Below are 25,385 nucleotides of genomic sequence, written 5' to 3' on the forward strand. Positions count from 1 at the left end.
AGCTGAGGGCCCCGGCGATGTTTACGACGCAGCAACGTATCCTGACCTACCGTGCGACCATTCTTGTTGGTGCAAGGTTTGAGAACGCAGATGAATACCCCATGCGCCGGATGCCACGAGGACATTCGGCTTCCCTTCGAATTCAAGATGGCATTTCAGCCGATCGTCGATCTGAACACACAGCAGGTCTGGGGGTATGAGGCGCTCGTGAGGGGAGCGAACGGCGAGGGAGCGCATTCCATTCTCAGTCAGATTACCGACGATATGCGCTACAAATTTGACCAGGCTTCGCGGGTGATGGCGATCGAGACCGCCGGCGCCTTGTTCGCGGGGAGGGATCTGCGATTGTCCATCAACTTCATGCCCAACGCCGTGTATGAGCCGAGCGCCTGCATTCAGAAATCCCTCGCTGCGGCAAAGCGGGCCGAGTTCCCTCGTCGCAATCTCATGTTCGAGTTTACTGAAAACGAGAGGATCACTGATCCCGCGCACGTGCAGAGGATCGTCGAGACCTATCGCAGGTTCGGCTTCTGGACCGCGCTCGACGATTTCGGCGCCGGATATGCCGGCCTGGGGCTTCTGGCCCGGTTGCAGCCGGACCTGATCAAGATCGACATGGAGCTCCTGCGCGACATTCACCTCAGCAGAGCCAAGCAGGCAATCATCGCGGGTCTGGTCGGCATAGCACGCACGCTCGATATCGCGGTGCTGGCGGAAGGTGTTGAGAGCGAGCAGGAACTGACGGTTCTACGCGCTGCCGGAATATCGCTGTTTCAGGGGTATTATTTTGCCAAGCCGGCCCTGATGGCATTGCCACCGGTCCCGGTGATTGGCGAGGGCGGACCGATACGCGCTGCCGTTTGACGGACGCTCAGAAGCAAGCCGCTCCGAACCACGCCGACGCCGTGGCGTCGCAGGCCCCGCGCCGCCACGCCCGTCGCTCGTGAAATGCCCGCCGTCGGTAACGCCGATGGCTTCCTGCACAACGAACAACCACCCAACATTGTTGAAGCCAACCAGGCCGCTGCCGCGGCTGGTTGGCAGGCTCTGAGCCCGGGAGCGGGGCTCGGGATAACGCCGAGCAGATCAGTGTAATCCGCGTTAGATTTTAGCACTGAAGCTCAATTGTCCACACACTAAGTGCTTACTTTTGTTCGATCTTTTCTTCATGCCGTTGCCAGAATTTGGCACTCGAGACCCAAATTTGGCACTGCCGTCAATTCTGAAACTCTATTTTGGCACTGCTGAAGCAGCGGTCGATGCTATAGGCGGAGTTTTCCCCACTCTCGGATGGCCGTTCCGTTGACTCTACGGTGTTTTGGGGTCGGGTTAGAAGCGCGATCCCACAAAGCCGCAGCGCGCTCCGGAGCCATGGCGTGCTAACCGACAGAGGTTTGGCATGTTCGACCCCGACGATCCCAACAACCAGCTTTTTCTCACGCGGGTGTTCCAGGCCCTCGCCAACATCAATACCCGCAAGATCCTCGAAACCTTGGCCCAAGGTCCTTGCTCGCGCGGGGATCTGCTGCTTGTCTTGGACACCTCCACCGCCCGCATCGTCGAGGTGATGGAGATCCTACACACCATCGGGCTGGTCGCGGAGAAAGAGACGCGCGAGGGCAAAGTTTACGTTTTCAATCCGATGGGATTGGACCTTGCTCGGTCTTGGCTTGAGCGGCTTTACTCGATCGTCGGCGGTCCAGCCCCGAAATAGCGAGCCCGAGCGGCAGAACCGGTTCCGTTACGTAGCGGAAGGCTTCGGTGAAGCCCTGACCGAGGTCCAGAAGTTCCAAAAGGCGTGACTTCAGGATTTCGCGGGCGTTGAGCGAAGGCAGGCGGTCGATGGCGGCCATGATCCCTGCGGCGGCCTTATGGCGCGAGATCGTATCGCCGACAGCCAGGTCGGCAGTGGTCGAGGCGCCAAGGAGGTCGAGGACAACCTCATCGAACGAGCAAGGCCATCGCTTGAGTTGCGAAAATCCCGCGGCGGCGTTTTTCACGGTGATGCCGAGGAAGAGCTCCCGAGGAATAGCTCTAAAGTAAGCCATCCATCCGCTGAGCTTGAGAATGTCCACCGACGAAAGGTCGCCGAGAGGAGCCGGCAACCTAACCTTGCGGTTAAAGATGTAGGCGGCCAGCTCCTTAGCTGTCGCGACGATTTCATGCGGACAGGCCTTTGGCGTCGCAGTCCGCATGTCGAAGCCGCAGATCTGGCATGACCATACGTTGGTCAGATTTCTCCAGCCCAACAGGTTGATGCACGAAGGGCATCTGTCGAGCAGCACTTCACCGCTCTCGACGTCGCATGGAACGGCCGAGACGAGCCACAGGTTTCTGATGCGCGCATCTTTGCCGTCCGCTGCCAAGCGAGCAGGGGCGACCCTACGACGCTCTGGCAAGAACCAACCCACGGGCAGTTCGCGACCAAGGAATTCGACGCGATCTTTGAACAGTTTCCAGGCTCCCATCGAAAGCCTTTGGAGATCGAACGAACCTAGGGCCGCCAGTTCGGCGATCGCCTCGGGTTTGCCGGCGATGGCCGAGACCGACTCCCAACGCATGTCAAGATGAAGTCGGAGCAGCTTGTCCGAGTCAATCCGTCCCATCGGAGCCAGACGCACGGCAACCGACGCAATAGCCTCGTCGTCGAATTGCGGGACCGTCTTGAGCCAAGGAGTGTTCGGAATCATTGCCGTCTATTCTTTGATATTTTCTTGCTCGACGCTCAAAGGAAATTTGGGAAGCGCGAGGTAATCCTCCGGGCGGAACGGGTTACGCCCGTGCATCATCTCTTGGTCGAGAAACACTCGATCAAAGCCGGCGGCGATATCTTCCTTCGTCAGCTCCCTGGGCTCGGAACCCTTCGTCCTGATGAAGGCATGGGGAACGGCCGCCTCGACAAGAAGCGAATGCCTGCCAGGTCGGCCGCGCTGAGCGTAGAACGTGGCGCGCAACATATGATGGTCGTCTTCGTTTTCTTTGAACCAGTTCGTTTCGAAGGGAAGCTGGTCGGAGAAAGCCGCGACGAAGGCGGCGTGGACCTCCCGTTGCTCGTCGTCGGCGAAGCCGAACGGCCTGAGCATCTTGATACCCCCGGACCGTTGGCTCATAGCATCGACCTTCGTCATCATGGCCGCCAACGCTGGCGGTCCCACGACGAATAGGGGGCGTTGCATTCGTTCTCGATCGCGAGAATGAATCTCGCCAGCTTCTTGACGCCGTCTTCCGCGAGATTTTGCGCTTCGTCGAGAATGATGCCGTCCACCTCCAGCTCATTGAGGTTTTCGATAAGCGCGCCTGTGCCCAACTCTTCCCCGAAACCCAGGCTTTTGCGGTCGTTGAAAATCTGAAAATTGACCTGACGCGCCAAGATTCGCGGCGTTGCTCCACCGATCAGATCGATGTAAAGGAAGCGCTTTCCGTTGCCCGTCAAAAGCTGTATTTTCTTCTTCGAGACGATCTGCCCGGTTTGATCCTGCAACAACCTCTTTATGATCTCGCTCTTTCCGCAGCGCGACCAGCCGATCAGGTAGGTGCTCGAGCTCTCGCGCAGTCGCTTGGCGAAGGAGACCGACAGCAGCAACATTTGCCTCGCTTCCTCCGCCTTGGTGTGCCTGACGAAGATGCCTCTGATCTTGTCGAGCTTGCTCACTACAAGCGGCGAATTCAGAATGTCTTCCAGCTCCGACATGGGCTTGCGGCCTCCTATACCTATTCAGGCCGGTTCAGCGGCGCGTCCACGGCGAAACGCAGCTTCTTCCGAGGCGCCGGAGGGGATGCAAGAGAGCCCGCTTCCGCTGTGGGCGGGACGGCAGCAGAGGCCGACGGCGTTTCAGGGGCAGGCTTCAAAACTCCGGTCTTGTCGATCAGCTCATCGGTGACGGCGAGCGCATGCTCCTCGGCACCGCGACCGAGCACACCTGCGATGCGGGGATAGTACCCCTTCGAGAGTACGGCTTTGGGCGGAGGCCGCTCGCCGGGCGGCACCATGCCCATCGCCTTCAGCGCCTCAAGGAGAAGATGGTTGAATCCGACTTCGTGGGAGGGATGGTCCGTGGGAGCGTGCTTCTTCTCACGACGCACCTTGCTCAGCGCTTCCCATTGGAATTTCGAGAGTCCATGCGCCTCCTCGTCGGTCGACATCACCACGAACTCCTCGGGAAGGTGTTCGTTGCCAGGAAAGCGGCTGGTATGATCAATCACCACGCAGCGCCCCACGTTCGTCAGCGGGATGCGCACAGTAACCGGCGTGTTCGTACGCTTTCTCTTTCCCATGCTGCCCGACCGGGCCCGCATCGCCTGTAGCTGAGTGGACTGATAGACCAGATTGTTCCACAGAATGCCGTCCTTCCCGGCCGTGAGCTTCAACTCCAGACTAGGGATCAGGTCCCACTTCTTCGCCTCGTCCGCGGTGAGCGGCTGCGGCCGGCTCGAATCGCTCGACGCTCCGCGGAGCCACCGCTCTTCGGGAGTATCCCAATCCATTCCTTCCTGCTTGCGCCGAGCGTAGACCTCGATCAGCCACAGGTGAAACAGCATGATGAAGTCGTCGATGGTGATGCACGCTTCGAGCAGAGGCTTGCGCGCTCCACGGTTCTGCGGGCTGGATCCGGTCGATCCCTTGAGCCACGAAACGAAATCCGACTCGAGCGTTCCGAAAAACCTCTCAACAAAAGGTTTGGTGTCCGGCTGGTGCGGCACCGCCATCTCGAACCCGATCCTGACGCGGGCCAACGCCAGCGCCATCTGTTCTGAAACAAACTCCTTGCCGTTGTCGTACCGGATCTTTCTTGGCTTGCCGTAGCTCAGCAGAGAACCTCGTATCTGCGGAAATCGCTTGTCGACGTAGGTTTTGACCTTGATCCCGTGATCAATCGCGGCCAGTGCTGGGTGGAGCCCTCCAGGTTCGAACGACGGGAAGAATCCGACCGGGTACCCGCTGTATGTATCCAAACCGAGGCAAATCCAGAACCTATCGATCCCGGCCTTTGACCAGGCGCGACCTAACGGGGTCTCGCCCAAGATGCCCATGAAGTCGAACTGGTGGTGGTCGTACTCGACGAGATCCAGAATGCGCTTCGGTCGCTCGAAGCTTCCCTGACCTCCGAACTGGAGGTCTGCAGACTGTGCGCCTTGCTCCTTTGCGAGCCGGATCCACGCGTCGAAGCGCCGGTACTGAACCTGTACCGTGGTCAACCCAACTGTCGGAAGTTCCTCGAGCAGCGGCCTTTCCGGAAGTTCGCCGTTCTCGATGAGCTTCTTGATCTCTTCGTTGCGGATACGGATCTCCGCGTTGCGCTCATCGATCCTTTGGTTCGCGACCATTTGGATCTTGGTCGGGCCGAACTCGGCCGAGATTTCGACTAGGTAGCGAATGGTGGCCGAGATGATCGAAAACACTTCCTTGGGCAGCTTCTGCCCGCGAGCCTTGACTGCGTTCTTGTGGACGAAGGTGGCTTCCTGCATGCCATGCAGCAGTTCGGCGGCGACCCAACGAAGCATCGTTCGCGAACACTTCTTGGGCTTCTTGGTCTGTTTTCCTTCAGGCCGTTTCTGGTTCTCGAGATCGATCGCGGCGTCCACCTGCTTGATGATCGCTTCAGCGTTGGCGCGGTTCTGATAGAACGGCTGTCCCGGCGGCGCGATGAGCATCTCGTTGATGAACGCGCCCACGTAACGCCAGATCACGGCCGCTCGTCCACGCGGCTTGGCGTTGAGAGTGTGGTAAATTTTGCCGATCAACGCGCGTGTTTCGTCGATTGCCTTCTTCTCGTCGACCAAAGGCGGCTTGCGGAGAGGGTTGTAATAGCGCCCCTCTTGGAACAGCTCGATCAGCCGCGTCGTTGTTAAGCGCGCGATCTCGCCGGTATGGTGGTTGATGAAGAGGTGGGGGCCTTCGCCCTCCATCTTCTTGAAGAACTGGTGAGGTTTGCTGTCGATGAGAACAGCCTGGTTGGGCGTCAGGTTGTCGAATAGAAGGTAGTCGATAGTGGGAAGCGGCTCCTCGTCCACGGGCGCGGCCAAGGCGGCGGCCTCGCTCGCATCTAGAATCTTCAGCATGAGACCGCTCCCTTGTAGACGATCGTCTCGGGTCCGATCGGGGCGAACAGGTCGATGTAGACGATGCGCTCCGGGATGCGCGACAGCACGATACCGCGCGGATGCGGCGCCTCCTCGAAGAGGGCCAGGCAACGCGACAGGGGCAGGGAACCGCCGGCCTCGTTGAGGGCCGTGACGAGCCGGTCGAGCTCCTCCGGCTCGATGTCCCAGCGGTCGTTGGCCGCGATCTCGTCGACGACATCGCGGTCTCCCCAACGCATGCCGATACCACGCTCCGTGATGACGCGGAAAGGAAGGCCCGCCCGCCGGTAAGCCTCGCGGATGCGACGGAGACGCTCCCGGAGCAGGACCGCATCATCCCAGCGCTTCTGCGCTTTTTCGTCGCCGGCGGTCGGCCACGGCGGACGGAGTTCGCGCCACTCCTTGATTTCGTAGCGGACAAAGCCGGTGTCGTGCTCGACGAGGTAATCGGGCGTGTAGATCTCGTTTTCGAACTCGGCAAAGATGTTCATCCGGATCGTCTCCGGCTGAGCCCAGATCCGCTTGACGCCGAGCACGTAGTCGCAGACCCGAACGAAGCGCTCTTCGATGCCGCCTTCGTGGACGATGTGCCCGTTCATCTTCATCGAATAGTGACCGCCGACCACGTGGTTGCGACGGCCAGTGATCACGCGGCGCGTCGCCTCATTGGCTTCGAGCCGGAAGACCTCGACGCCGTCGCAGAGGACGGTCCAGACGCGCTCGATCTTCTTAGGCATCGGTGTCCTTGCCCGGGTGCTGGCGCAGCTCTCCGTAGATGAGATCGACGTGCGCTCGGAGAAATGCGTCCAGAGTGCCGAGGCTGCAGACTTCGTTCGAGTTGTCGTAGTAGATGCGCTCCGGGATTCCGAACGTGCGATCGATGGCGCTGAATACGCGCTCGACGACCGGGGAGAGATTGGGATGGATGGGACGCGCCATGTCGCCGACCTTTCTTGCCCTAACTGAACGACTCGCGCAGCGATATGCTGCGGGATTCTTGTTCGGCGGGAAGGATTCAAGAAGGGCTTGCGACTTGGAATCGGACGTGCGATTCTCCTGTCGTCCAAGAGTTCTTCTTGGTCGTTACTGCCGAGCGATGCCGGACTTTCGTCCGGGATTTGTGGACTTGGATCTCTCGGAACGGCTTTGCGGGCGTGCTCCGGAGATCCTTCGATACCCGCGCGACCGGAGTCCGCTCCGGTCGCGCATATTCCGTTGTACTAGGCCATTCCAATGTCCCCGTGGTGTCGCCGCTGCGGCGTATCTCATTGAATACCATCGGCCTTCCGGAATCCTAGCGAAATGAATCCCGTGGATTTCTTCGAGCCGTTTCGGTGCATTTCCTAGAAATTCTCAGGACGGCTCTACGCTTGTCGCCAGATTTTGCGCTCTTGCGTTTTTCCTGAATTCGTGCCGTTGCGCACATCACAGCGTCTCCGGCGCGTCGAAGTAGCGCCACGCTGCGGCGACGCCGATGCCCAAGGTCTTTGCCACGACTTCGGGTGCGGCACCGGAGCGGACCAGGTTCGCGGCGAGCGCGTTGCGCAATGACGTGGGCACGGCGTCCGGACTGACTCCGTTCGCCTGTCGCAGCCGGCGGCAAGCCAGTTGAAGCGATCTCGCGCTGAAGCGGGTGCCCCGCGCCGTAACGAACAACGGTGCGCTCGGCGGAAGCTGGAAGGGCTGTGCTCGCAGATAGCGCTCCAGCCACTCTTTGGCGTCCGGCGAAACGATGCCGGGCCGCCCGTTCAGGTGGGAGCCGGTTACCCTGACCGTCGATAGCCGCGGGTTGTAGGCGCCTTGGTTCAACGCGACCAGCTCGGCCGTCGTGACTCCGGATGATGCAGCCAAGCGAAGCGCAGCGTGATCGCGCGCGTGTGTCCATGACTCATCGCGATCGCTCGGCGACACCGCGAGCATGATCTCGATGACGTCGTTGCCGACGGCCGCGCGGCGGACCCTGCCGCACGGTGGGAAGCGGCAGCTCAACAGCTTCGAGCAATCGTAGGAACGCTCCAGGCTGAGAAAGCGGCCAAAACTTCGCAACGCGGAGAAGCGTCTAAAGATGGTGGACTGCGCCGTCCCGGTCGCAGCCCAGGTGGTCGCGATGCCGTCGATGACCGACTGGTCGATCCGCGCGATCGCGGCTACCTGGTCGGAGCCGAGCGCAGCCGCAAGATCCCGAATGTCCCGCGAATAACAGTCCATCGTCGACGCCGAAGCATCCGCATCCCTCAAGCCGTCCAACCAGGCCGAGCTTTCCGGAGCAAATGGCGACGTCGTGGGCGACCGGATCTTCATTCAGAGCTCCACGAAATCGGCACTTTCGATGGCATCCACCACCTTGGCCAGCAACGCCCAGATCGATTGCCGACGGTAGTGGTCGAACACCTTGGTGCTGGCGAGCCGCGGCGGGGTCCCTGCAAGCGGGTTGGCAGTCTCCAGCACGTCGATGCCGTAATCGGATCGGTCGGCCAGATCGCTCAAATTGGAGATTCGGATGCTCGCGATGGAGCGCCGAAGATGTGTCGAGCCTCCCGGCAGAAGTTCGATATGAATGCGGATCATCGGGTATTCCTCGGCTTATTGGTCGCGGCGGCAGCGACTGGTTGGCGGACGGGCGCTCGACCCCGGAAGAGATCCCTCGCTTCGTCGCCGCTTACGTAACGTCTGGCTACCAGAGCGTCCGCGATCCGGACGACGGCGGCCGCGTGCCTCGTGACTATCCCGGTCGCTCGCCGCTCGAGCATTTTCAGTCGGTCGTCGACCTGCTTGGCGAGCCCCGTATCTTTACCGACCATTGCCAGCGCTTCGCGATCGGCGCAGCGGTAAACGAGCCCACCGAGCAGGGGCGTGGACGTAAAGGCGGCAGCGAGGAGCGACGTGCAGATCGCTAGGTCGCTGAACTGAGTGCCACCGGCCCCGTGGAAGCCGAACCAAGGATCACTTTCTCTGCAATCAGCCCCCGAGCAGAAAGATGATATGGTTCTCCAGACGATCGAGCGTCCACACATGGCTCTCCTCGAAATTCAGGCGGGCGTCGCCACCGATCTGTCCCCGGTTGAGAATCCTGGCGCTGAGAGGTTTGCCCCCGGTCGCGATGCTGGCGACCACGTGGCCCGCCTCATGTACCGCCACCCGACGCAAGACCGTCTGGGGAAGTGCCGGCCCGCTACCTTCCCTGACGAGGTCGTCGACGTTGAGAGGCCGGCCGGCACGCCTTGCGGCCCGCCTCGCCGCTCTTGCGACTTCCATAGCTTCGGCCGGGGAGATGCCTTCGAGCAGACGGGCCGCGGATGACAGATCCACTCCTTCGAGAGGCGTCCCGCGAAGATGATATTGCAGGACGTTGGCCAGGCCTGCCGCGTCGGGACGAGGAATCTCGATCGTGCGCTCGAAGCGCCCGGGACGCAGGAGTGCGGGATCGATGGCGTCGAGCCGGTTGGTCATTCCTAACACGCACAGCCCGACGTTGCTCTCATTGTCGGACATGACGGAATCCAAACTCGTCAACATCTCTCCTACGACGACCGAAAAAAGTCGCTGTTGTGCCGCGACATCCGGTTTCTAGATGGCAGTTCATCCAATTCGTCGAATGCCAAAAGACATCCGCGCTGCCCCGACGGTCCAAAGCGAGCCGCTTCCGCTCGAGCCTTGCTGAACACTGCCTTGAGAGACTTGACGACATCTCCTAAGTGACCTTCACGTTCGGCAAAGAAATCTGATATCTTCGCGACGACGAGGCCGGTGCCTGCCGCCAAGGCGAGAGAATTTACGAAAAATTTTTCCCGTGGCCCGGCTCTGAATGCAGAATCGCGCCGTGGTCCGCTTCCGCCCACTGTATGGATCCTCGTCTCCAATCTTGGACATCCTTCACGAAGTTCAGGCCAAAAATTCGGGCGGCACCGCCGAACTCGATCGCGTCAGAGAGAATCGGCGCGCCTTCGACATGGGGCGAACTCTGCCGCCGGCGCATCGCGAGGGTTGCAAGCCGATCCAACGCACCGGAAGCCGTCGAGCCGCTCCTGAAGATGGAAACCAGATCGTTTAGGTCGAGACCCGATGTGTCGGCGATGCGTCTACTCGCTATGCGTCCCGCCGAGGGCAGCAGAGTCCTGAGGAGGACGCGGACCGACTTGGTGTCGAGCGAAGCCAACTTCACGGTGACGTCGGCCGACAGCAGTAGGGTGGTCGGCAAGAAACGCTGCGGATCGGTCGATATCCCAACGACGCTGCGTCCGGCGACCAGACACTTCGCGACCTCTTCGTTTCCGACGTGACTGACGTCGATCGACTTGCTCGAGCCGTCACGTGCAATAGTCTTCACGCGGGCCTCAGTTAGATATTCGTCGACCGCCTTCATCCATGCCGAGGAGGGGACCTGAATGACGCTCGCGACCGGGCGCCCCGCCGCAATGGCTCGCCTAAGCGACGGAGGGGCGGCCCGCCGAAAGGCCTCGGCAACGATGGTGCCGCGAACCTTTTTCGCATCCAGCCGCGCGTCAGGTCGATCGGTGTCGCGACCGGCAACATCATCCGGCGGATCTTCGATCGTTGCCTCCAGGTCGGTGACCTCCGGATCGTCTTCCGAAGCGGGTAACAAACCGTGCCGCAGTTTGGAGAATCCTCCGGTCATGAGCGAGAACTCACGGTCGTCGACGGGCTCAGCGGCGTCGAAATGTCGATCTCGACCTCGTTGCGGCATGCGAGCGATAGCACCGACGCAAACGGATCGAGCGGCCCGGGAACGGAACTGCAGAGATGATGGAGCGACGTCGGCCCGTCCTCCGCCAGGGCCACCAGGAGCCGGTGTCGCATGTCCGGCGCGACCGAAAATCGTCGGTATGTCCAAATCGCGCGAGCCGTCGAGAAGCGGGGCTCCTTGAGAATATCCGCTCCCTTCAATGTGTAGGGCGCCAAGCCGCGCGCGCGAAGTTCCCGGTCAAAGGCATCAGCGTCCCCAAGCGACCGCAACGGCCGGGCAACCTCGATGTCCAGATACCGCCAGCCGGCAATTGTCCGGAAGGTGATAACCTGAATATCTATCGGCCGCGCTTCGGTCCCTGCCGTCCCGATGAAGTCGATCTCAAGAATTTCGGGGTCCAACGTTGCCTGCACCAAGGCGTCCCTGACGATCCCGCAAGCGTGCGGAATCGGTCGTGAGGCCTTTGGCGAAAGGAAATCGGCAGATCGGCCGCGGACTATCTGGTCGAAGCGCATGGCTCATGTCCGATCGTAGGTTGGTCGAGTCAAAACCGTAGTCGTGCGGTGCCGGAGTGATCTCGTCGTCCATCTCGTCCTTCTAGATGTCGACCTGAGGCAGAGATCGAAGTCATCCTTTTTCCCACGCGAGACAAGATCTCAGGGGCGGTATCCCTTGCAGTTCAGTCCTGCATGTCATCCGTGAGGCGCTTTCGCCTTTGGACCTACCGGGATAGGTAGATCAAGGAAGGCATCTGTTTCCCAGTCGTATCGGGAACGAACGAGAACATGGCGCTGCCTCACGACGCCTCGCCGCAGATAGACGTCGCGACCCGCGACGATGGGAACGGTCGTGCCCCGCTGGTGGAGCCTGCAGAGCGGTGCGAGTACGAAGTCGGTAGCGAACAATCGACCCTCGGCACCGCAATCGATGCACGCGCTTGCGGAGCGAGCCTCAGCGAGGCCAATAGCTTCCTCGATTTTGAGAGCCAGTCGTTGCGGGATTTCGGATCTGCTACTCCAATGGGTGCGCAATACACCGTTTTCGCAGACCATCTGCGTGAAATAGACAGAGCCGTCGTTTGCTGCGGCTGCCACTCGCTCAACAAGGCGTGTCACTACGTCCTGCCAACCTGGAGCGCAGCGGGGATATCCCGGCGCGAAAGGGACTCCGCGGAAGGGCCGGACGAAAAGAGTGGGATATTTCTCGATAAGTAGTCCTTGCCAGCTAGTCATGTCGCACCTCCCGGTTTCAGTTTCGTCGGTCCCGCCGTCTTGGGGCTCATCAAGGAGCGTCCGATCGCTCGATCAGGGCGGCGAGCTACCCAGGCGTCGAGATCGAGCGAAGCTGACAAATCGCAGTAGAGAATCCGAGAGCAGATTAGGTTGCAGACAATCGGCACGATGTCCGCTTCACCAACGATTTGACCCAATTCGCGTACGCTAAGACGCTCTCTCCCTAGAGCCCGCTCAATCCTCGCTCGCAGGCGATGGTCGACATCGAGCGCGCGGTATTCCCAAATGCGCTCGCAATTGCGGGCGAAGGGCTGCGCACAGATCGAAAGAGAGTCCGTGGCGCGTAGCGTGACGCCGTGCTGATCAAGCGCGATCAGCAGGAGCCCCTCAGTATCAATGTCGCGGTCATCGCGCTCGTCCACGATGTCATACGCGATGCACCCGTCGTCGTGCTCAGCCACCAACATCCGAACGTCAATATCCTCGCCGGCGAGGGGAGGGAGCCGACAAAGCTCAGGGAGCGGACCCCCGGATCCAGGGCCAGTTGGACCGCAAGTCGCTGACAGCTCCTTTCATTTCCGCAGCCGAGCAGTACTCGACCGCTGGCCGAAAGCAGATCGATCGTTGGGTAGCGACGAGAACCGGCTTTTGTCCGCGACACGAATAGTCTCCGACTTCACCGGAAGAGGTCGATCGCCAGGCCTCATCCGGTCCGCGGCCCCAAAGAGAGCAGGGTGCTACGCGAGAGTCAAGATAGTTAGCTATCTAGCGGAGATAGCAGACTATCCGAACCCAGGGAGCCATTGTTTCCTAGGATGTGGATATCTTGGGTTTTTCCGAAAATCAGCACTTCCGCCGGACTCAGCGCGATGCTAAAAGGGTCTAGATGGTCAGCTATCTGACCTAGGGGAGCATGTGGTGCGCGAGCCGAAGAAGAAGGTGTCCAAGGCGCGAGTGAGAAAGGACAAGAGAAGCCAACTCTTGATCTACATGCTCCCGAGCGTGATCCGGCAACTCAAGCTCGCAGCGCTCGCGAAGGGGAAGCCGTCATATGAGCTCGCGGAAGAAGCCATAATTGAGTGGCTGAAGAGCCATCAGGACGAAATTCGGCAGGGGACGGCGAAGATATCGCGTGGCGAGTAGCTTTGCGCTTCCATTCGTCAGCCTAAGAATTAACCGTCGCGTCAGGTACGGGTTGTACGCATTGGGCAACGACGTTTATTACTCCTCAGCTAGGTTCTGGCTGGAGACCCGCCAAGAGTAGGTCCCGCACGCGCTATCGGCGGGACCGCTTCTTCGCGCTAATCTTCTCTCCGAGCGCACTTGTAGGTCCGCCACGCGACTGAAAAGGCATTCAGTCCGATCTGGTCGACGATCAGCCTAGATCTTCGCGGTCCGCAATCGCAATGCATTGCCCACCACGCTGACCGAAGAGAGCGCCATTGCGGCCGCGGCCACGATCGGCGACAGCAGAAGGCCGAGCGTCGGATAGAGCACGCCGGCCGCGATCGGAATCCCAGCCGCGTTGTAGGCGAAGGCAAAGAACAGGTTTTGCCGGATGTTGCTCATCGTCGCCTGCGACAGCCGCCGGGCGCGGACTATGCCGGTGAGGTCGCCCTTGAGCAGGGTGACGCCCGCGCTTTCCATCGCAACGTCGGTCCCGGTCCCCATCGCGATGCCGACTTCAGCGGCGGCCAGCGCCGGCGCGTCGTTCACGCCGTCGCCCGCCATCGCGACGACCCGCCCCTGCTTCTGCAGCTTGGCGACGACCGCGCTCTTCTGATCCGGTAGCACTTCCGCTTCCACGTCGGCGATGCCGAGCCTGCGCCCGACCGCCTGGGCCGTGGTCCGGTTGTCTCCCGTGAGCATGATGACCTTGACGCCATCCGCCGCGAGGTCGCGCAGCGCCTCGGGCGTGGACTGCTTTACGGGATCGGCGATCGCCAGGATGCCGGCGAGCTTGCCGTCCACCGCCATGTTGATGACGGTGGCGCCTTCGCCGCGCTGGCGTTCGGCCTCGGATTCCATGACGGAGGTGTCCACCCCTTGCGACCGCATGAAGGCAGCGTTGCCGAGCAGCACCTTCTTGCCCTCGACCGTCCCGAGCGCTCCCTTGCCGACCGGCGAGTCGAAGTCCTGGACGTCGGTCGTCTGAATACCCTTGTACTTGGCCTCATTAACGATCGCGTCGGCGAGCGGGTGCTCGCTGGCTCGTTCGACGCTGGCGGCGAGCCGCAGCACCTCGGCGTCCGTGAAGCTCTCTGCAGGCTTGACGGCCACGACCTTGGGCTTGCCTTCGGTCAGCGTGCCCGTCTTGTCGACGACCAGCGTGTCGATCCGCTCCATGCGCTCAAGCGCTTCGGCGTTCTTGATGAGCACGCCAGCCTGGGCGCCGCGCCCGACGCCGACCATGATCGACATTGGGGTGGCGAGTCCTAGGGCGCAGGGACATGCGATGATGAGGACGCTGACGGCGGCGACGAGGCCGAACGCAAGCCGGGGCTCCGGACCGTAGACCGCCCAGGCGGCGAACGCCACGATCGCGATCACGATGACGGCGGGCACGAACCAGCCGGCGACCTGATCGGCCAGGCGCTGGATCGGCGCGCGCGAGCGCTGCGCCTGCGCGACCATCTGCACGATCTGGGACAGCATGGTGTCGGCGCCGACCTTCTCGGCGCGCATGACGAAGCCCCCGGAGCGGTTGAGCGTGCCCGCGATGACCTTGCCGCCGACATCCTTGCTGACCGGCATGGATCTCGCCGGTCACCATCGACTCGTCGAGCGAGGAGCGCCCCTCGACGATCTCGCCGTCGACGGGCACTTTCTCTCCGGGGCGGACGCGAAGCCGATCGCCGACCTGCAGGGACGAGATCTCGACTTCCTCGTCGGCGCCGTCGTCACGGATGCGGCGTGCGGTCTTCGGCGCCAGATCGAGCAGGGCCTTGATCGCCCCGGAGGTCGCCTCGCGCGCCCGTAGTTCAAGGACCTGGCCCAGCAGGACGAGCACAGTGATGACGGCGGCTGCTTCGAAGTAGACGGCCACGGCCCCGTCGTGGCCTCGGAAGGTGGACGGGAAGACGCCGGGAACGACGGTGGCGACGACGCTGTAGACCCAGGCGACGCCGGTGCCCATCGCGATCAGCGTGAACATGTTCAGATTGCGCGTCAGGACCGATTGCCAGCCGCGGACGAAGAAGGGCCAGCCCGCCCAGATCACGACCGGCGTGGCGAGGACCAACTGGATCCAATTGGATAGGGTTTGGTCGATCCAGCCATGACCGCCGATGAGGTGACCGCCCATCTCCAAGGCGACAACGGGAACGGAAAGCGCGAGACCCACCCAGAAGCGGCGGGTCATGTCGATCAACTCCGGATTGGGCCCGGTGTTCGCGGTCGCGACCTCGGAGCTCGAGCGCCATGCCGCAGATCGGACAATTGCCGGGCCCGACCTGGCGGATCTGCGGATGCATGGGGCAGGTGTAGATCGTGCCTTCCGGCACGTTGGCCGGCGGCGCCTGCTGCGCCTTTCCATGGACGTACTTGGCGGGGTCGGCCTCGAACTTCGTGCGGCAGCGGTCCGAGCAGAAATAGTAGGTTTGGCCGCCGTGCTTGACCTTGTGACGAGCGGTCGCCGGGTCGACCTTCATTCCGCAGACGGGATCCACGGCGGTACCAGCGGCAGCATCATGGTGGTGATGAGCGTGTCCGGAGTGGTCGGCGGCTCCTGAAGGCGGGCTGCAGCAGCAGCTTCCGCGGTTCTCCCCGGACTTTTGGCTGTGCTGCGCGTCCATCTGCGACTCCATCTTGCGGAAAGTACCCTAGGGGGTATATTAGGAGCATGAGAACCGATATCAAGGCTTCCTGCCAGAAACGTCTGAACCGCATCGAAGGCCAGGTTCGCGGGCTCGCGAAGATGGTCGACGAGGATCGGTACTGCATCGATATCGTCACGCAGATCTCGGCGGTCCGTTCCGCTCTCAGGCGGGTGGAGGAAGAAATCCTTAAGGATCACGTGGCCCACTGCGTGGAACACGCCATCCACAGCGGCGACAAGGCGGATCAGCGCCGCAAGATCGCGGAACTGATGGAAGTCGTCGGCCGGGTGGATAGATAACCGGGCAGGGGTCACGAATGCTTGAGCGGGATCAAAGACTGCGCCCGGTGCCGGAATATGTTAGTCAAGCCGCACTGCGGCCCGAGAGGTAATTAGAAATCGATGCGGCTCGTCCGTACCATTCTGGCATTCGCGATCGCCATGTCGCTGGCGATGCTGCCGCTCGGCGCGTCCGCCGCCGGCCGCGCGATGTCGTCGGACGAGATGCAGACCGCCATGCACATGGCGGATCACGGCGACATGTCGATGGACGAGTGCTGTCCGGACGACATGAAGGGCTCGACTCCCCATAAGGACGGCTACAAGTGCGGGATGGGTCTCTGCTGCATCGGCGGAGCTCTCGCCCTCGGCGACGTTCGCCCCGCCGTATTCGGGAGCCTCGCCATCATCGCGAGCAAGATCGCCATTCCCGCAGACCAGGTCCTCTCCTACCGCGGCGGCAGTCCCCCTTCCGACCTCCTCGAAGCTGATCTCGCAAAGTCCTGCGCGCGCGCACGCTTGCCCGCGCAGACAACTGACGTGCGCGCACACAGCGCCACGGATCGAGATCAATTCATGAGGACAGATCGATGCTTTCCAAGTTCGCGACCGCGGCTCTCGCCGCCACCCTTTCGCTCGTCGCTTCGGCCGCCATGGCGGGCGCCGGCGACTACGCCTTCGAGCCCGTCAATCCGGAGATGAAGAAGGGCGACGACGTCACGCTCGCCGTCCGCTTGACCAACAAGCAGACCGGCAAGCCGGTGGCGGACGCGGTCATCTTCAAGACCCGCGTCGACATGGCTCCCGACGGCATGGCCGAGATGGAATCGGCCGTCGCGCCGCTGCCGTCGAAGGAGCCAGGCGTCTACGCCTTCAAGACGGACCTGCCGATGGCCGGCCGCTATCAGGTCACGCTCTCCGCCAAGGTTCAGGGCGAGACCGAGACCGTCACCGGCAAGGTGATCGTCAAGGCGACGAAGTGAGCCTTCGGGCGCCGCCAGCCGGCGCCCGAACTCCTCTTTCCCATTCACATGGACGCGCGCTCCTGGCGCGCGGGCACCACATGAATACGCAGCGTCTTCTGACGGCAATCGTACTGACAGGCAGCTTGGCCCTCGGCACCTACTGGTACGCGAACGGCGACCGCTGGTCCGTGCATGCCGAGGCGACCACGGCGGCACCGGCCTCGGACCGAGCCCCGCTCTACTACCGCGATCCGGAAGGGGCACCGCTCTGGTCGGCCGGCCCCAAGAAGGACGACCGCGGGCGGGACTATCTGCCGGTCTATGACGACGATCAGGCCGCAGCCGATCCCGCGAAGCCGAAGCAGCAGGCGGATTCGTCGCGGAAGATCCTGTACTACCGCAATCCCATGGGCCTGCCCGACACCTCTCCTGTGCCGAAGAAGGACCCGATGGGGATGAACTACGTCCCCGTCTACGAAGGGGACGAGGTCGACGACGGCACCGTGAAGCTGTCGCCCGGCAAGATCCAGCGCACGGGCGTGAAGTCGGAGCCCGTCGAGCGGCGCCCGATCCGCGTCTCCGTGAAGGCGCCGGGGACGATCCAACTCGACGAGCGCCGCGTCTCGGTGATCGCCATGCGCGCCGAGAGTTTCGTGCAGAAGGTCGCCGATGTGACCACGGGCACCCGCGTCAAGGCCGGCCAGCCCTTGATGCAGATCTACAGTTCGGCGGTCGCTTCCGCTGCGGCCGAGTATCTCGCGACCATCACTTCCAAGACGGTCGGCGGCGTCGAGATGTACGGCCGCGGCTCGCGGCAGCGGCTGATCAATCTCGACGTCCCCGAACAGGTGATCGCCGACATGGAGAAGTCCCGCGTCGCGCCGGTGACCGTGCAGTGGTCGGCTCCGCGCGACGGCATCGTGCTGGAGCGCAACGCCATCGAGGGCATGCGGGCCAACCCCGGCGACGTGCTGTTCCGGATCGCCGACATCTCACTGGTCTGGGCTCTCGTCGACGTTGCCGAGCGCGACCTCGGCAACATCGCGGTCGGGCAGCCGGTTACGATCCGCACCAGAAGCTTCGCAGGCCGGACTTTCACCGGGAAGATAGCGGTCATCTACCCCCAAGTGAACAAGGATACGCGCACCGCGCGCGTCCGGATCGAACTTGCCAATCCGGACTTCGCGCTGCTGCCCGACATGTACGTCGATGCCGATATCGACACCGCGGATTCCGCACCTGTGCTGGCGGTGCCCGACAACTCGGTGCTCGACACCGGCGGTCGCCAGGCCGTCCTCGTCGACAAGGGCGAGGGGCGCTTCGAGCCCCGCGAGGTCAAGCTCGGTCGCCGCGGGGGCGGCTACATCGAGGTGCGGGACGGCCTTGCCGACGGTGAGTCCGTGGTGACCTCGGCCAACTTCCTGATCGACGCGGAGAGCAACCTGAAGGCCGCGCTCAAGGGCTTCGCGGAGGCGGCGCCAAAGGAGCCTGCTGCCGCCGGCGACCACGTGATGGGAGAGCACAAATGATCTCCCGCATCATCGCCTGGTCGGCGCGCAATCTGCTGCTGGTGCTGTTCGGCACCGGCTTCGCCGCTGCGGCCGGCCTGTACGCGCTCGTCCATCTTCCGCTCGACGCGATCCCGGACCTCTCGGATACCCAGGTCATCGTCTACACCGAGTACCCCGGCCAGGCGCCGCAAGTGATCGAGGATCAGGTCACTTATCCGCTGACGACGGCCATGCTGACAGTGCCAAAGTCCAAGGTGGTGCGCGGCTTCTCGTTCTTCGGGGCGTCGTTCGTCTACGTCATCTTCGAGGACGGAACGGACATCTACTGGGCGCGCTCGCGCGTCATGGAGTTCCTGAACAGCGCGACTTCGAGGCTTCCGGCCGGCGTCACCCCGACGATCGGCCCAGACGCGACCGGGGTCGGCTGGGTCTACCAGTACGCGGTGATGTCCAAGGAATTGAACCTGGCCGACACCCGCACGATCCAGGACTGGAATCTGAAGTTCGCGCTGGCGAAGGCCGAAGGCGTTGCCGAGGTTGCCAGCATCGGCGGGTTCGTGAAGCAGTACAACGTGGTGCTCGACCCGCAGCGGATGCGAGACCGCGGCATCAGCATGCAGAAGATCCGGGAGGCGATCCGCGCCAGCAATGCCGACGTCGGCGGTCGGACCGTGGAGCTGTCCGAGTTCGAGTACGTCATCCGCGGCAAGGGCTACATCAAGAGCATCAACGATCTCGGCAACATCGTGCTGAAGACCAGCAACGGCACGCCGGTGCTGCTGCGCGATGTGGCCACCGTCGAACTCGGTCCGGACGAGCGACGCGGTATCGCGGAACTGAACGGCGAAGGCGAGGTAGCCAGCGGCATCGTGCTGCAGCGCTTCGGGGTCAACGCGCTCGACGTCATCGAGAACGTCAAGAAGCGGTTCAAGGAGATCGCGAGCAGCCTGCCGAAATCCGTCGAGATCGTCCCGGTCTACGACCGCTCCAACCTGATCTACGCCGCCATCGACACGCTTAAGCACACGCTGTTCGAGGAGAGCGTCGTGGTCGGGCTGGTCTGCATCGTGTTCCTGCTGCACATCCGCAGCGCGCTCGTTGCCATCCTGATGCTACCGGTCGGCGTCCTGATGGCGTTCGGCGCCATGAAGCTGCTCGGGCTCGGCTCGAACATCATGAGCCTCGGCGGGATCGCGATCGCGATCGGTGCCATGGTGGACGCAGCCATCGTCATGATCGAGAACGCCCACAAACACCTCGAGCGGGCCAAGCCTGGTGAGTCCCGCGTCCAGATCCTGATCGATGCGGCGTCCGAAGTCGGCCCGGCGCTGTTCTTCAGCCTGCTGATCATCACCGTGTCGTTCATGCCGATCTTCACCCTGGAATCCCAAGAAGGGCGCCTGTTCAGCCCGCTCGCCTTCACCAAGACATTTTCGATGGCCGCTGCGGCCCTGCTGTCCGTCACTCTTGTGCCGGCGCTGATGGTGATCTTCGTCCGCGGCCGTATCGTTCCGGAGCATCGAAACTTCATCAACCGCTTCCTGATCTGGATTTACCGGCCGGTCATCAGGGGCGTGTTGCGGGCCAAGACGCTTGTAATCCTTTCGTCCTTGGTGGTCCTCGCGGTCACGGTCTGGCCGGCTCGCCAGCTCGGCACCGAGTTCATGCCGGCGCTGAACGAGGGCACGCTGCTCTACATGCCGACGACGCTGCCGGGCATATCGGTCACGAAAGCGGCCGAGCTGATGCAGATGCAGGACCGGATCATCAAGTCCTTTCCGGAGGTCGCATCCGTCTACGGCAAGGCGGGACGGGCAGCGACTGCGACCGACCCGGCCCCGACGGAGATGTTCGAGACGATCGTCAACCTGAAGCCGAAGGAGCAGTGGCGCCCGGGCGTGACCGTCGACAGTTTGATTGCGGAGATGGACAAGGCGCTGCAGTTTCCGGGCGTCTCCAACGCCTGGACCATGCCGATCAAGGCGCGCATCGACATGCTGTCGACGGGCATCCGCACGCCGATCGGCGTGAAGGTGATGGGCACGGACCTGGTCGAGATCGACAGGCTGGCCAAGCAGATCGAGCGCGTCATCAAGGCGGTGCCCGGGACTTCGTCGGCCTACGCCGAGCGGGGCATCGGCGGCTACTATTTGGAGATCACGCCGGATCGCGAGGCGCTCGCCCGTTACGGGATCCTGATCCAGGACGTCCAGGATACCATCGCGGCCGCTCTCGGCGGCCAGACAGTCACTACGACCGTGGAAGGTCGGCAGCGGTTCGCGGTGAACATGCGCTACCCGCGCGACCTCCGGGACAATCCGATGGCCATCGCCAGCGACATCCTGGTGCCGATGCCGGCTGGCGGGGCCGTACCTCTGGGAGAGGTGGCGAAGGTTGAGCCCGCGCGCGGCCCGACGTCGATCCGCACGGAGAATGGGCAGCTCGCGACCTACATCTACGTGGACATCCGCGATCGGGACATCGGCAGCTACGTCGCCGACGCGCAGCGCGCGGTCAACGACAGCATCCAGTTTCCAGCCGGGTACTACGTCGTCTGGAGCGGTCAGTACGAATATCTGCAGCGCGCGGCCGCCCGCCTGAAGGTCGTGGTTCCGGTGACACTCACCATCATCTTCCTGCTGCTGTACCTGAACTTCAGGGCCATCGCCGAGACCCTGATCGTGATGCTGTCGCTGCCGTTCGCGCTGGTCGGCGGCATCTGGATGATGTGGTGGCTCGGCTTCAATCTGTCGGTCGCCGTCGCGGTCGGTTTCATCGCGCTCGCCGGCGTCGCCGCCGAGACCGGCGTCGTCATGCTGATCTATCTCGACCACGCGCTGGCCGACGTGAAGGCCAGGCGCAGGGTCGAGGGCTGCGCGCTTACCCGGCTGGATCTGCATGATGCCATCATGGTTGGCGCAGTCGAACGTGTCCGTCCGAAGATGATGACGGTGGTCGCCATCATGGCGGGTCTGCTGCCGATCATGTGGAGCACCGGGACGGGCTCCGAGATCATGCAGCGCATCGCTGTACCCATGATCGGTGGCATGATCTCGTCGACGCTCCTGACGCTGATCGTGATCCCGGCGATCTTTGGGCTGGTGAAAGGCATCGGGCTGCCTACTGGCTGGGTCGCCGATCTTCCCGCGGATAGCGTCTTCGACCGTCCGGAAGCGGCGGAATAATGCCCGGTCGCTGTGACCGAACGGGCCGCGAGACCGAACTACCAGAGATACGCAGATGACCAACCGAGAAACCGAACTCAAGGCCCTGATGCTCGCCGGTCTGGACGGGGACGCGTCTTCACACCGCGCGCTCCTCGACGGGCTGAGTGGCCTCCTGCGAGGATATTACAAGCCCAGGCTTGCCAGGATCGGAAAGGGACCCACGGAGGCCGAAGATCTGGTTCAGGAGGCGGTATTGGCGATCCACTTCAAGCGCCACACGTTCGACCCCGGAGAACCTCTGACGCCGTGGGTACACGCGATCGCACGCTACAAGCTGATCGATTTTCTGCGCCGGACCCACGCCTCGCTTGCCGATGTGCCGCTGGAAGCCGCGGACGAGGTGACGGCGCAGGACGACAACGTGAGCGCCGAGAGTACGTTCGACCTCAAGCGGCTAACGCAACGGCTGCCTGAGAAGATGCGCTGCTCAATCCAGGCAGTAAAACTGGACGGGCAGAGCGTGGCTGAGGCGGCGACCCGCTGCGGCATCTCTGAATCCGGAGTGAAGATGAACATTCACCGCGGGCTCAAGACGTTGGCCAATCTCATAGCCAGGGAAGCCCGAACATGAAGACCGACGAATTGATTGCCCTTCTGAGCACGAACCCGGGGCCGGTCGCCCGGGGATCGTTCACCCGCACCCTTGGTGTCGCACTCGCCGCGAGTTCGGTTCTGGCCGTGGGCATCTCGCTGATTGGGCTCGGCTTCCGTCCGGACTTGACGACGAGCAGCGCGCTGATCTTCCTGCTCCTCAAACTCCTGTTTGCCGCTGCCATCGTCGGCATCGCGTCGGTCTACCTTGCGCGACTGGCCCGGCCCGGCGGAGAGCGGAGAATATCTTCCATTTCGATGGTTGCGCCGTTTGCCGCTATGATCCTGCTCGCCGCGATCAGCCTTGGACTCGCACCGCGATCGCATTGGGACAAGATGGTCACAGGCGGCGAATGGCTGGAGTGCCTCGTTTCGATTCCGGTCATCGCGATCGTGCCTTTCGCGATCACAATCTGGGCCGTGCGGAGAGCGGCGCCGACGAACCTCGTCCGCACGGGCGCATTCGCCGGCCTCGTTGCGGGCGGCGTGAGTGCAATGGCCTATGCGCTGCATTGCACCGCCGATTCTGATGCCGTTCGTCGCGATATGGTACGGCGGCACAATCGTGCTGTGCACGTTGGCGGGCGCGATGTTAGGACCGCGCCTGTTGCGCTGGTGACGCGAGGCTATCGGCGCGTCACGACGGCGTGAGCTTGTGACCGCGAGAAGATTCGCTCCGAACTCATCATCAGAAGCGCACTCACGCGTTTCCGATGATGACGGAGCCGGAACATGTCAATAAAGCACCTTCTCACGATTTCCCTCTTCCTGCCGCTGCTGGCGCTCTCCGCGACAGCGCATGCGGGATCAACAATCACCGACAAGAGCTATTGGCCGAACGAGGCCAGGCAGAGCGCGCCGAACAGGGCGGCGTCGCAAACGGGCCCGTCTGCTGCATTCGCGTACGACGCAGCAGGAACACGTTTGGAGCCAGCGGCCACGGCCCGCGGTTCGGAAGGACGCTACCAAGGCGGTCCGAAGGGTCGTTGACGCGGACAAGCCTAGCAAATCACGATGACTAACCGGCGCCGTGGAATTCCTTTCCGGCGCCGATCGTGCTGTTGCTCCATGCCGATGCGCCGATCAGCTCCCTGGGGAGCGCAGCGGGGATGATGAGCAGGCCGGCGGGGGCTGTCCGGTGATCCGATCCGCCTGCATTCGATCGAGGCCTTCCAGGACCGAATTTGTGATGGTGTTCGGTTCCGGTCCTTGCTATCCGTGGTTTCGATGAAACGGCAGATTGGCCATAGGTCTCGCGCCTTTGCACCCTCCTTCCGCGGGCTGCTGACCGTGTTGCTGACGCTCGCCTACGTCGTGGTCGGATTTGCGGGAGAAATCGCGTGCGCCGGCGAGACGCTCGCGAGCGAAGATCGGATCGAAATCGCTGACGCGCCCGGTTACACGGACCAGGGCAAAGCGGACCAAGGAACAAAGAAGCCGGTTACCGTCGTCGATCATTGCTACACCTGTGTTCCCCTGCTGATCCCGGCACCCGTCCTCGTTGTCGAGCCGGCCGCAAAAGCCGTTCCCCCGGCATACGTCACGCCGACGTTCCTTCTAGAGGATCAGCCGGGGCTCGATACTCCGCCACCCAAATCCAGGACCTGAGCATCTTCTCGGAGCGCGCAAGCGCTCGATCGATCGCTTGGTCAGGTCATTCCAATGTTTCGAAAGACGGTCACGCATTTTGCGTGCGCAGCGGCTTTTCTCGCGAGCCCTTGGCTCGTCGGTCACGCGCATTCGCAGTCGCTCTCCATGAGGGATGCGCTGGGGCGGGCGCTTGCCGCCAGTCCGCGTCTCACTGCGGCCGAGCGCGACGTGGGCATCGCGACAGGGCAGCGTATCCAATCCGGAGCCCTGCTCAATCCAGAGGTGTCGTACGAACAGGACGACTCGTTCGGTACGGGCAAGTATCGAGGCACGAAATCCGCAGAGACGACATTGCAGATCAGCCAAGCCTTCGAATGGTTCGGCAAGCGTGAGGCGCGTATTGCGGCCGGTGCGGCGGGGGTCGAGACGGCGGCGATACAGCGTCAGGCCGTTCGATTGGAGGTCCTGTCCGAGACCGCGATCGCCTTCCTCAACGTGCTGGGCACGCAGCGTCGGATCCAGGTGCTCGATGAGCAGGTCGGTGCCATCGACAAGCTGACCCCGCTGCTGCAGCGGCGCGTCGAAGCCGGCGCATCGTCGCCGGCCGAGACAGGACGGGCAGAGGTGGCCTCCGCCTTGGTCAAGGCGGACCGCGAACGGCTGAGATCGACGCTCGCCAGCGCGCGCCGCGAGTTGGCCGTCCTCATGGGAGACCCCGCACCCAAGTTCGCCTCGGTCTCCGGCAAACTCGATGCCACCGGTCGGCCGCCGTCCTTTCAGGCGGTTGTGGCGGCGATCGACGCGAATCCGCAACTGGTCCGCTGGATCGCGGTCTACGCACAGCGGAACGCGGAGCTTCTCCTCGCTCGGCTGAAGCCCTATCCGGACGTGCGCATCGCCGCCGGATGGCGTCACTTCAACGAGACCAACGACGACGCGGTCCGACTGACGCTGTCGGTGCCGATCCCGGTGTTCGATCAGAACCAGGGCAACATCCTATCGGCGCAGGAGAGCCTGGCGAAGACAAGGGCGGAGCGGGAAGCGAACCGCAACACGCTGGTCGTGATCGCGGGGCGCGCCTACGACTCGCTGCAGGGTTCGCTGCGGGAACTCGCCATCCTCCGCGAAGCCGCTATCCCCAAGGCGGAGCAGGCGGCGCAAGCCATTTCAGATGGCTACGGGCAAGGCCGTTTCACGCTGCTCGAGGTGCTGGATGCCCAGGCGAGCGTCACGCAGGCGCGCCTGCGTGAGCAGGAGGCCCTGCAGAACTTCCACGTTGCCGTAGCCACCATCGAGGGCCTCGTCGGCAATCCATTTTCGCTTGCGCGAGAGAGCTCAAGATGATCTCGAGCACTGTTCCGATATTTGGTCTTTCTCCTGGTGGCCG

General features: G+C 62.6%; 24 protein-coding genes and 3 pseudogenes. 14 read left to right on the forward strand and 13 right to left on the reverse strand.

The features are described 5' to 3' along the window. The first annotated feature begins 90 nt into the window (after positions 1 to 90). Both ACQ86E_RS31035 and ACQ86E_RS31040 read left to right on the forward strand, forming a co-directional pair. Entirely contained in the window at positions 91 to 864 is a 774-nt protein-coding gene (locus ACQ86E_RS31035; protein WP_431206614.1) for an EAL domain-containing protein, read from the forward strand. Positions 865 to 1,399: 535 nt separating this feature from the next. Further along, positions 1,400 to 1,714: an ArsR/SmtB family transcription factor gene (locus ACQ86E_RS31040; protein WP_431203189.1), complete on the forward strand. Its 315-nt coding sequence runs from the start codon at positions 1,400 to 1,402 to the stop codon at positions 1,712 to 1,714. Here ACQ86E_RS31040 and ACQ86E_RS31045 read toward each other — a convergent pair. The 8 genes from ACQ86E_RS31045 to ACQ86E_RS31080 form a co-directional block, all read right to left on the reverse strand. After that, entirely contained in the window at positions 1,635 to 2,690 is a 1,056-nt protein-coding gene (locus ACQ86E_RS31045; protein WP_431203190.1) for a TniQ family protein, read from the reverse strand. The genes ACQ86E_RS31040 and ACQ86E_RS31045 overlap by 80 nt on opposite strands. 6 nt (positions 2,691 to 2,696) lie before the next feature. Then, on the reverse strand, positions 2,697 to 3,131 hold the full coding sequence (locus ACQ86E_RS31050; protein WP_431203191.1) for a hypothetical protein: 435 nt from the start codon (positions 3,129 to 3,131) through the stop codon (positions 2,697 to 2,699). Beyond that, positions 3,128 to 3,691, reverse strand: a complete 564-nt coding sequence (locus tag ACQ86E_RS31055) for an ATP-binding protein (RefSeq protein WP_431203192.1) — start codon at positions 3,689 to 3,691, stop codon at positions 3,128 to 3,130. The genes ACQ86E_RS31050 and ACQ86E_RS31055 overlap by 4 nt, the downstream gene beginning before the upstream one ends. A 20-nt stretch (positions 3,692 to 3,711) precedes the next feature. Next, the gene (locus ACQ86E_RS31060; protein ID WP_431203193.1) at positions 3,712 to 6,060 is read right to left on the reverse strand and encodes an integrase catalytic domain-containing protein; all 2,349 of its coding nucleotides are present in this window, start codon (positions 6,058 to 6,060) and stop codon (positions 3,712 to 3,714) included. Beyond that, positions 6,054 to 6,818 carry a hypothetical protein gene (locus tag ACQ86E_RS31065; RefSeq protein WP_431203194.1) on the reverse strand — a complete coding sequence of 255 codons (765 nt, stop codon included), beginning with the start codon at positions 6,816 to 6,818 and terminating at the stop codon, positions 6,054 to 6,056. Before ACQ86E_RS31065 ends, ACQ86E_RS31060 begins: the two co-directional genes overlap by 7 nt. Beyond that, entirely contained in the window at positions 6,811 to 7,020 is a 210-nt protein-coding gene (locus ACQ86E_RS31070) for a hypothetical protein (RefSeq protein WP_431203195.1), read from the reverse strand. The genes ACQ86E_RS31065 and ACQ86E_RS31070 overlap by 8 nt, the downstream gene beginning before the upstream one ends. A 486-nt stretch (positions 7,021 to 7,506) precedes the next feature. Next, positions 7,507 to 8,382, reverse strand: a complete 876-nt coding sequence (locus tag ACQ86E_RS31075; RefSeq protein ID WP_431203196.1) for a site-specific integrase — start codon at positions 8,380 to 8,382, stop codon at positions 7,507 to 7,509. Beyond that, positions 8,383 to 8,568, reverse strand: a complete 186-nt coding sequence (locus tag ACQ86E_RS31080) for a hypothetical protein (RefSeq protein WP_431203197.1) — start codon at positions 8,566 to 8,568, stop codon at positions 8,383 to 8,385. Between the two features lie 38 nt (positions 8,569 to 8,606). Here ACQ86E_RS31080 and ACQ86E_RS31085 point away from each other — a divergent pair, with 38 nt between their 5' ends. Further along, positions 8,607 to 8,978 (forward strand): hypothetical protein, encoded by a 372-nt coding sequence (locus ACQ86E_RS31085; RefSeq protein ID WP_431203198.1) that lies wholly within the window; start codon positions 8,607 to 8,609, stop codon positions 8,976 to 8,978. A 61-nt stretch (positions 8,979 to 9,039) separates the two neighbouring features. On the opposite strand, the gene ACQ86E_RS31090 is transcribed toward ACQ86E_RS31085, so the two are convergent. The 3 genes from ACQ86E_RS31090 to ACQ86E_RS31100 all read right to left on the reverse strand — a co-directional run bounded on the left by ACQ86E_RS31090 (position 9,040) and on the right by ACQ86E_RS31100 (position 11,301). Further along, a complete protein-coding gene (locus ACQ86E_RS31090; RefSeq protein ID WP_431203199.1) occupies positions 9,040 to 9,597 on the reverse strand; it encodes an AAA family ATPase in 558 nt (185 codons plus the stop codon). 256 nt (positions 9,598 to 9,853) lie between these two features. Then, complete coding sequence (locus tag ACQ86E_RS31095; protein WP_431203200.1) at positions 9,854 to 10,717, reverse strand: hypothetical protein; 864 nt, start codon at positions 10,715 to 10,717, stop codon at positions 9,854 to 9,856. Then, positions 10,714 to 11,301: a hypothetical protein gene (locus ACQ86E_RS31100; RefSeq protein ID WP_431203201.1), complete on the reverse strand. Its 588-nt coding sequence runs from the start codon at positions 11,299 to 11,301 to the stop codon at positions 10,714 to 10,716. The genes ACQ86E_RS31095 and ACQ86E_RS31100 overlap by 4 nt, the downstream gene beginning before the upstream one ends. 270 nt (positions 11,302 to 11,571) lie before the next feature. Here ACQ86E_RS31100 and ACQ86E_RS31105 point away from each other — a divergent pair, with 270 nt between their 5' ends. After that, positions 11,572 to 12,000, forward strand: coding sequence for a hypothetical protein (locus ACQ86E_RS31105; protein WP_431203202.1), 429 nt, complete (start codon positions 11,572 to 11,574; stop codon positions 11,998 to 12,000). A 14-nt stretch (positions 12,001 to 12,014) separates the two neighbouring features. Here the strand turns inward: ACQ86E_RS31105 and ACQ86E_RS31110 are convergent, their stop codons facing one another. After that, positions 12,015 to 12,485 carry a hypothetical protein gene (locus tag ACQ86E_RS31110; RefSeq protein WP_431203203.1) on the reverse strand — a complete coding sequence of 157 codons (471 nt, stop codon included), beginning with the start codon at positions 12,483 to 12,485 and terminating at the stop codon, positions 12,015 to 12,017. 451 nt (positions 12,486 to 12,936) lie between these two features. Between ACQ86E_RS31110 and ACQ86E_RS31115 the strand changes: the two genes are divergently transcribed. Beyond that, entirely contained in the window at positions 12,937 to 13,161 is a 225-nt protein-coding gene (locus ACQ86E_RS31115) for a hypothetical protein (protein ID WP_431203204.1), read from the forward strand. 237 nt (positions 13,162 to 13,398) lie between these two features. Here ACQ86E_RS31115 and ACQ86E_RS31120 read toward each other — a convergent pair. Further along, positions 13,399 to 15,812: pseudogene (locus ACQ86E_RS31120) on the reverse strand (heavy metal translocating P-type ATPase). Positions 15,813 to 15,859: 47 nt separating this feature from the next. On the opposite strand from ACQ86E_RS31120, the gene ACQ86E_RS31125 reads away from it, so the two are divergent. The 9 genes and pseudogenes from ACQ86E_RS31125 (at position 15,860) to ihpA (ending at position 25,342) form a co-directional block, all read left to right on the forward strand. Then, positions 15,860 to 16,135, forward strand: coding sequence for a metal-sensitive transcriptional regulator (locus ACQ86E_RS31125; protein ID WP_431203205.1), 276 nt, complete (start codon positions 15,860 to 15,862; stop codon positions 16,133 to 16,135). A 102-nt stretch (positions 16,136 to 16,237) separates the two neighbouring features. Next, positions 16,238 to 16,605: pseudogene (locus ACQ86E_RS31130) on the forward strand (hypothetical protein). A 99-nt stretch (positions 16,606 to 16,704) separates the two neighbouring features. Continuing rightward, positions 16,705 to 17,097 (forward strand): FixH family protein, encoded by a 393-nt coding sequence (locus ACQ86E_RS31135; protein WP_431203206.1) that lies wholly within the window; start codon positions 16,705 to 16,707, stop codon positions 17,095 to 17,097. Between the two features lie 80 nt (positions 17,098 to 17,177). Next, positions 17,178 to 18,608, forward strand: a complete 1,431-nt coding sequence (locus tag ACQ86E_RS31140; protein WP_431203207.1) for an efflux RND transporter periplasmic adaptor subunit — start codon at positions 17,178 to 17,180, stop codon at positions 18,606 to 18,608. Beyond that, complete coding sequence (locus ACQ86E_RS31145; RefSeq protein WP_431203208.1) at positions 18,605 to 21,775, forward strand: efflux RND transporter permease subunit; 3,171 nt, start codon at positions 18,605 to 18,607, stop codon at positions 21,773 to 21,775. The genes ACQ86E_RS31140 and ACQ86E_RS31145 overlap by 4 nt, the downstream gene beginning before the upstream one ends. A 55-nt stretch (positions 21,776 to 21,830) precedes the next feature. Further along, positions 21,831 to 22,388 carry a sigma-70 family RNA polymerase sigma factor gene (locus ACQ86E_RS31150; protein WP_431203209.1) on the forward strand — a complete coding sequence of 186 codons (558 nt, stop codon included), beginning with the start codon at positions 21,831 to 21,833 and terminating at the stop codon, positions 22,386 to 22,388. Next, positions 22,385 to 23,027, forward strand: a pseudogene (locus tag ACQ86E_RS31155) (NrsF family protein). Before ACQ86E_RS31150 ends, ACQ86E_RS31155 begins: the two are co-directional and overlap by 4 nt. A 608-nt stretch (positions 23,028 to 23,635) precedes the next feature. After that, positions 23,636 to 24,016 carry a hypothetical protein gene (locus ACQ86E_RS31160; protein WP_431203210.1) on the forward strand — a complete coding sequence of 127 codons (381 nt, stop codon included), beginning with the start codon at positions 23,636 to 23,638 and terminating at the stop codon, positions 24,014 to 24,016. 54 nt (positions 24,017 to 24,070) lie between these two features. Further along, positions 24,071 to 25,342 (forward strand): divalent metal ion exporter subunit IhpA, encoded by a 1,272-nt coding sequence (ihpA, locus tag ACQ86E_RS31165; RefSeq protein WP_431203211.1) that lies wholly within the window; start codon positions 24,071 to 24,073, stop codon positions 25,340 to 25,342. Positions 25,343 to 25,385 lie beyond the last annotated feature (43 nt).

Origin of the sequence: Bradyrhizobium betae (assembly GCF_050632175.1) — a bacterium.
GTDB classification, from domain to species: Bacteria; Pseudomonadota; Alphaproteobacteria; order Rhizobiales; family Xanthobacteraceae; genus Bradyrhizobium; species Bradyrhizobium betae_B.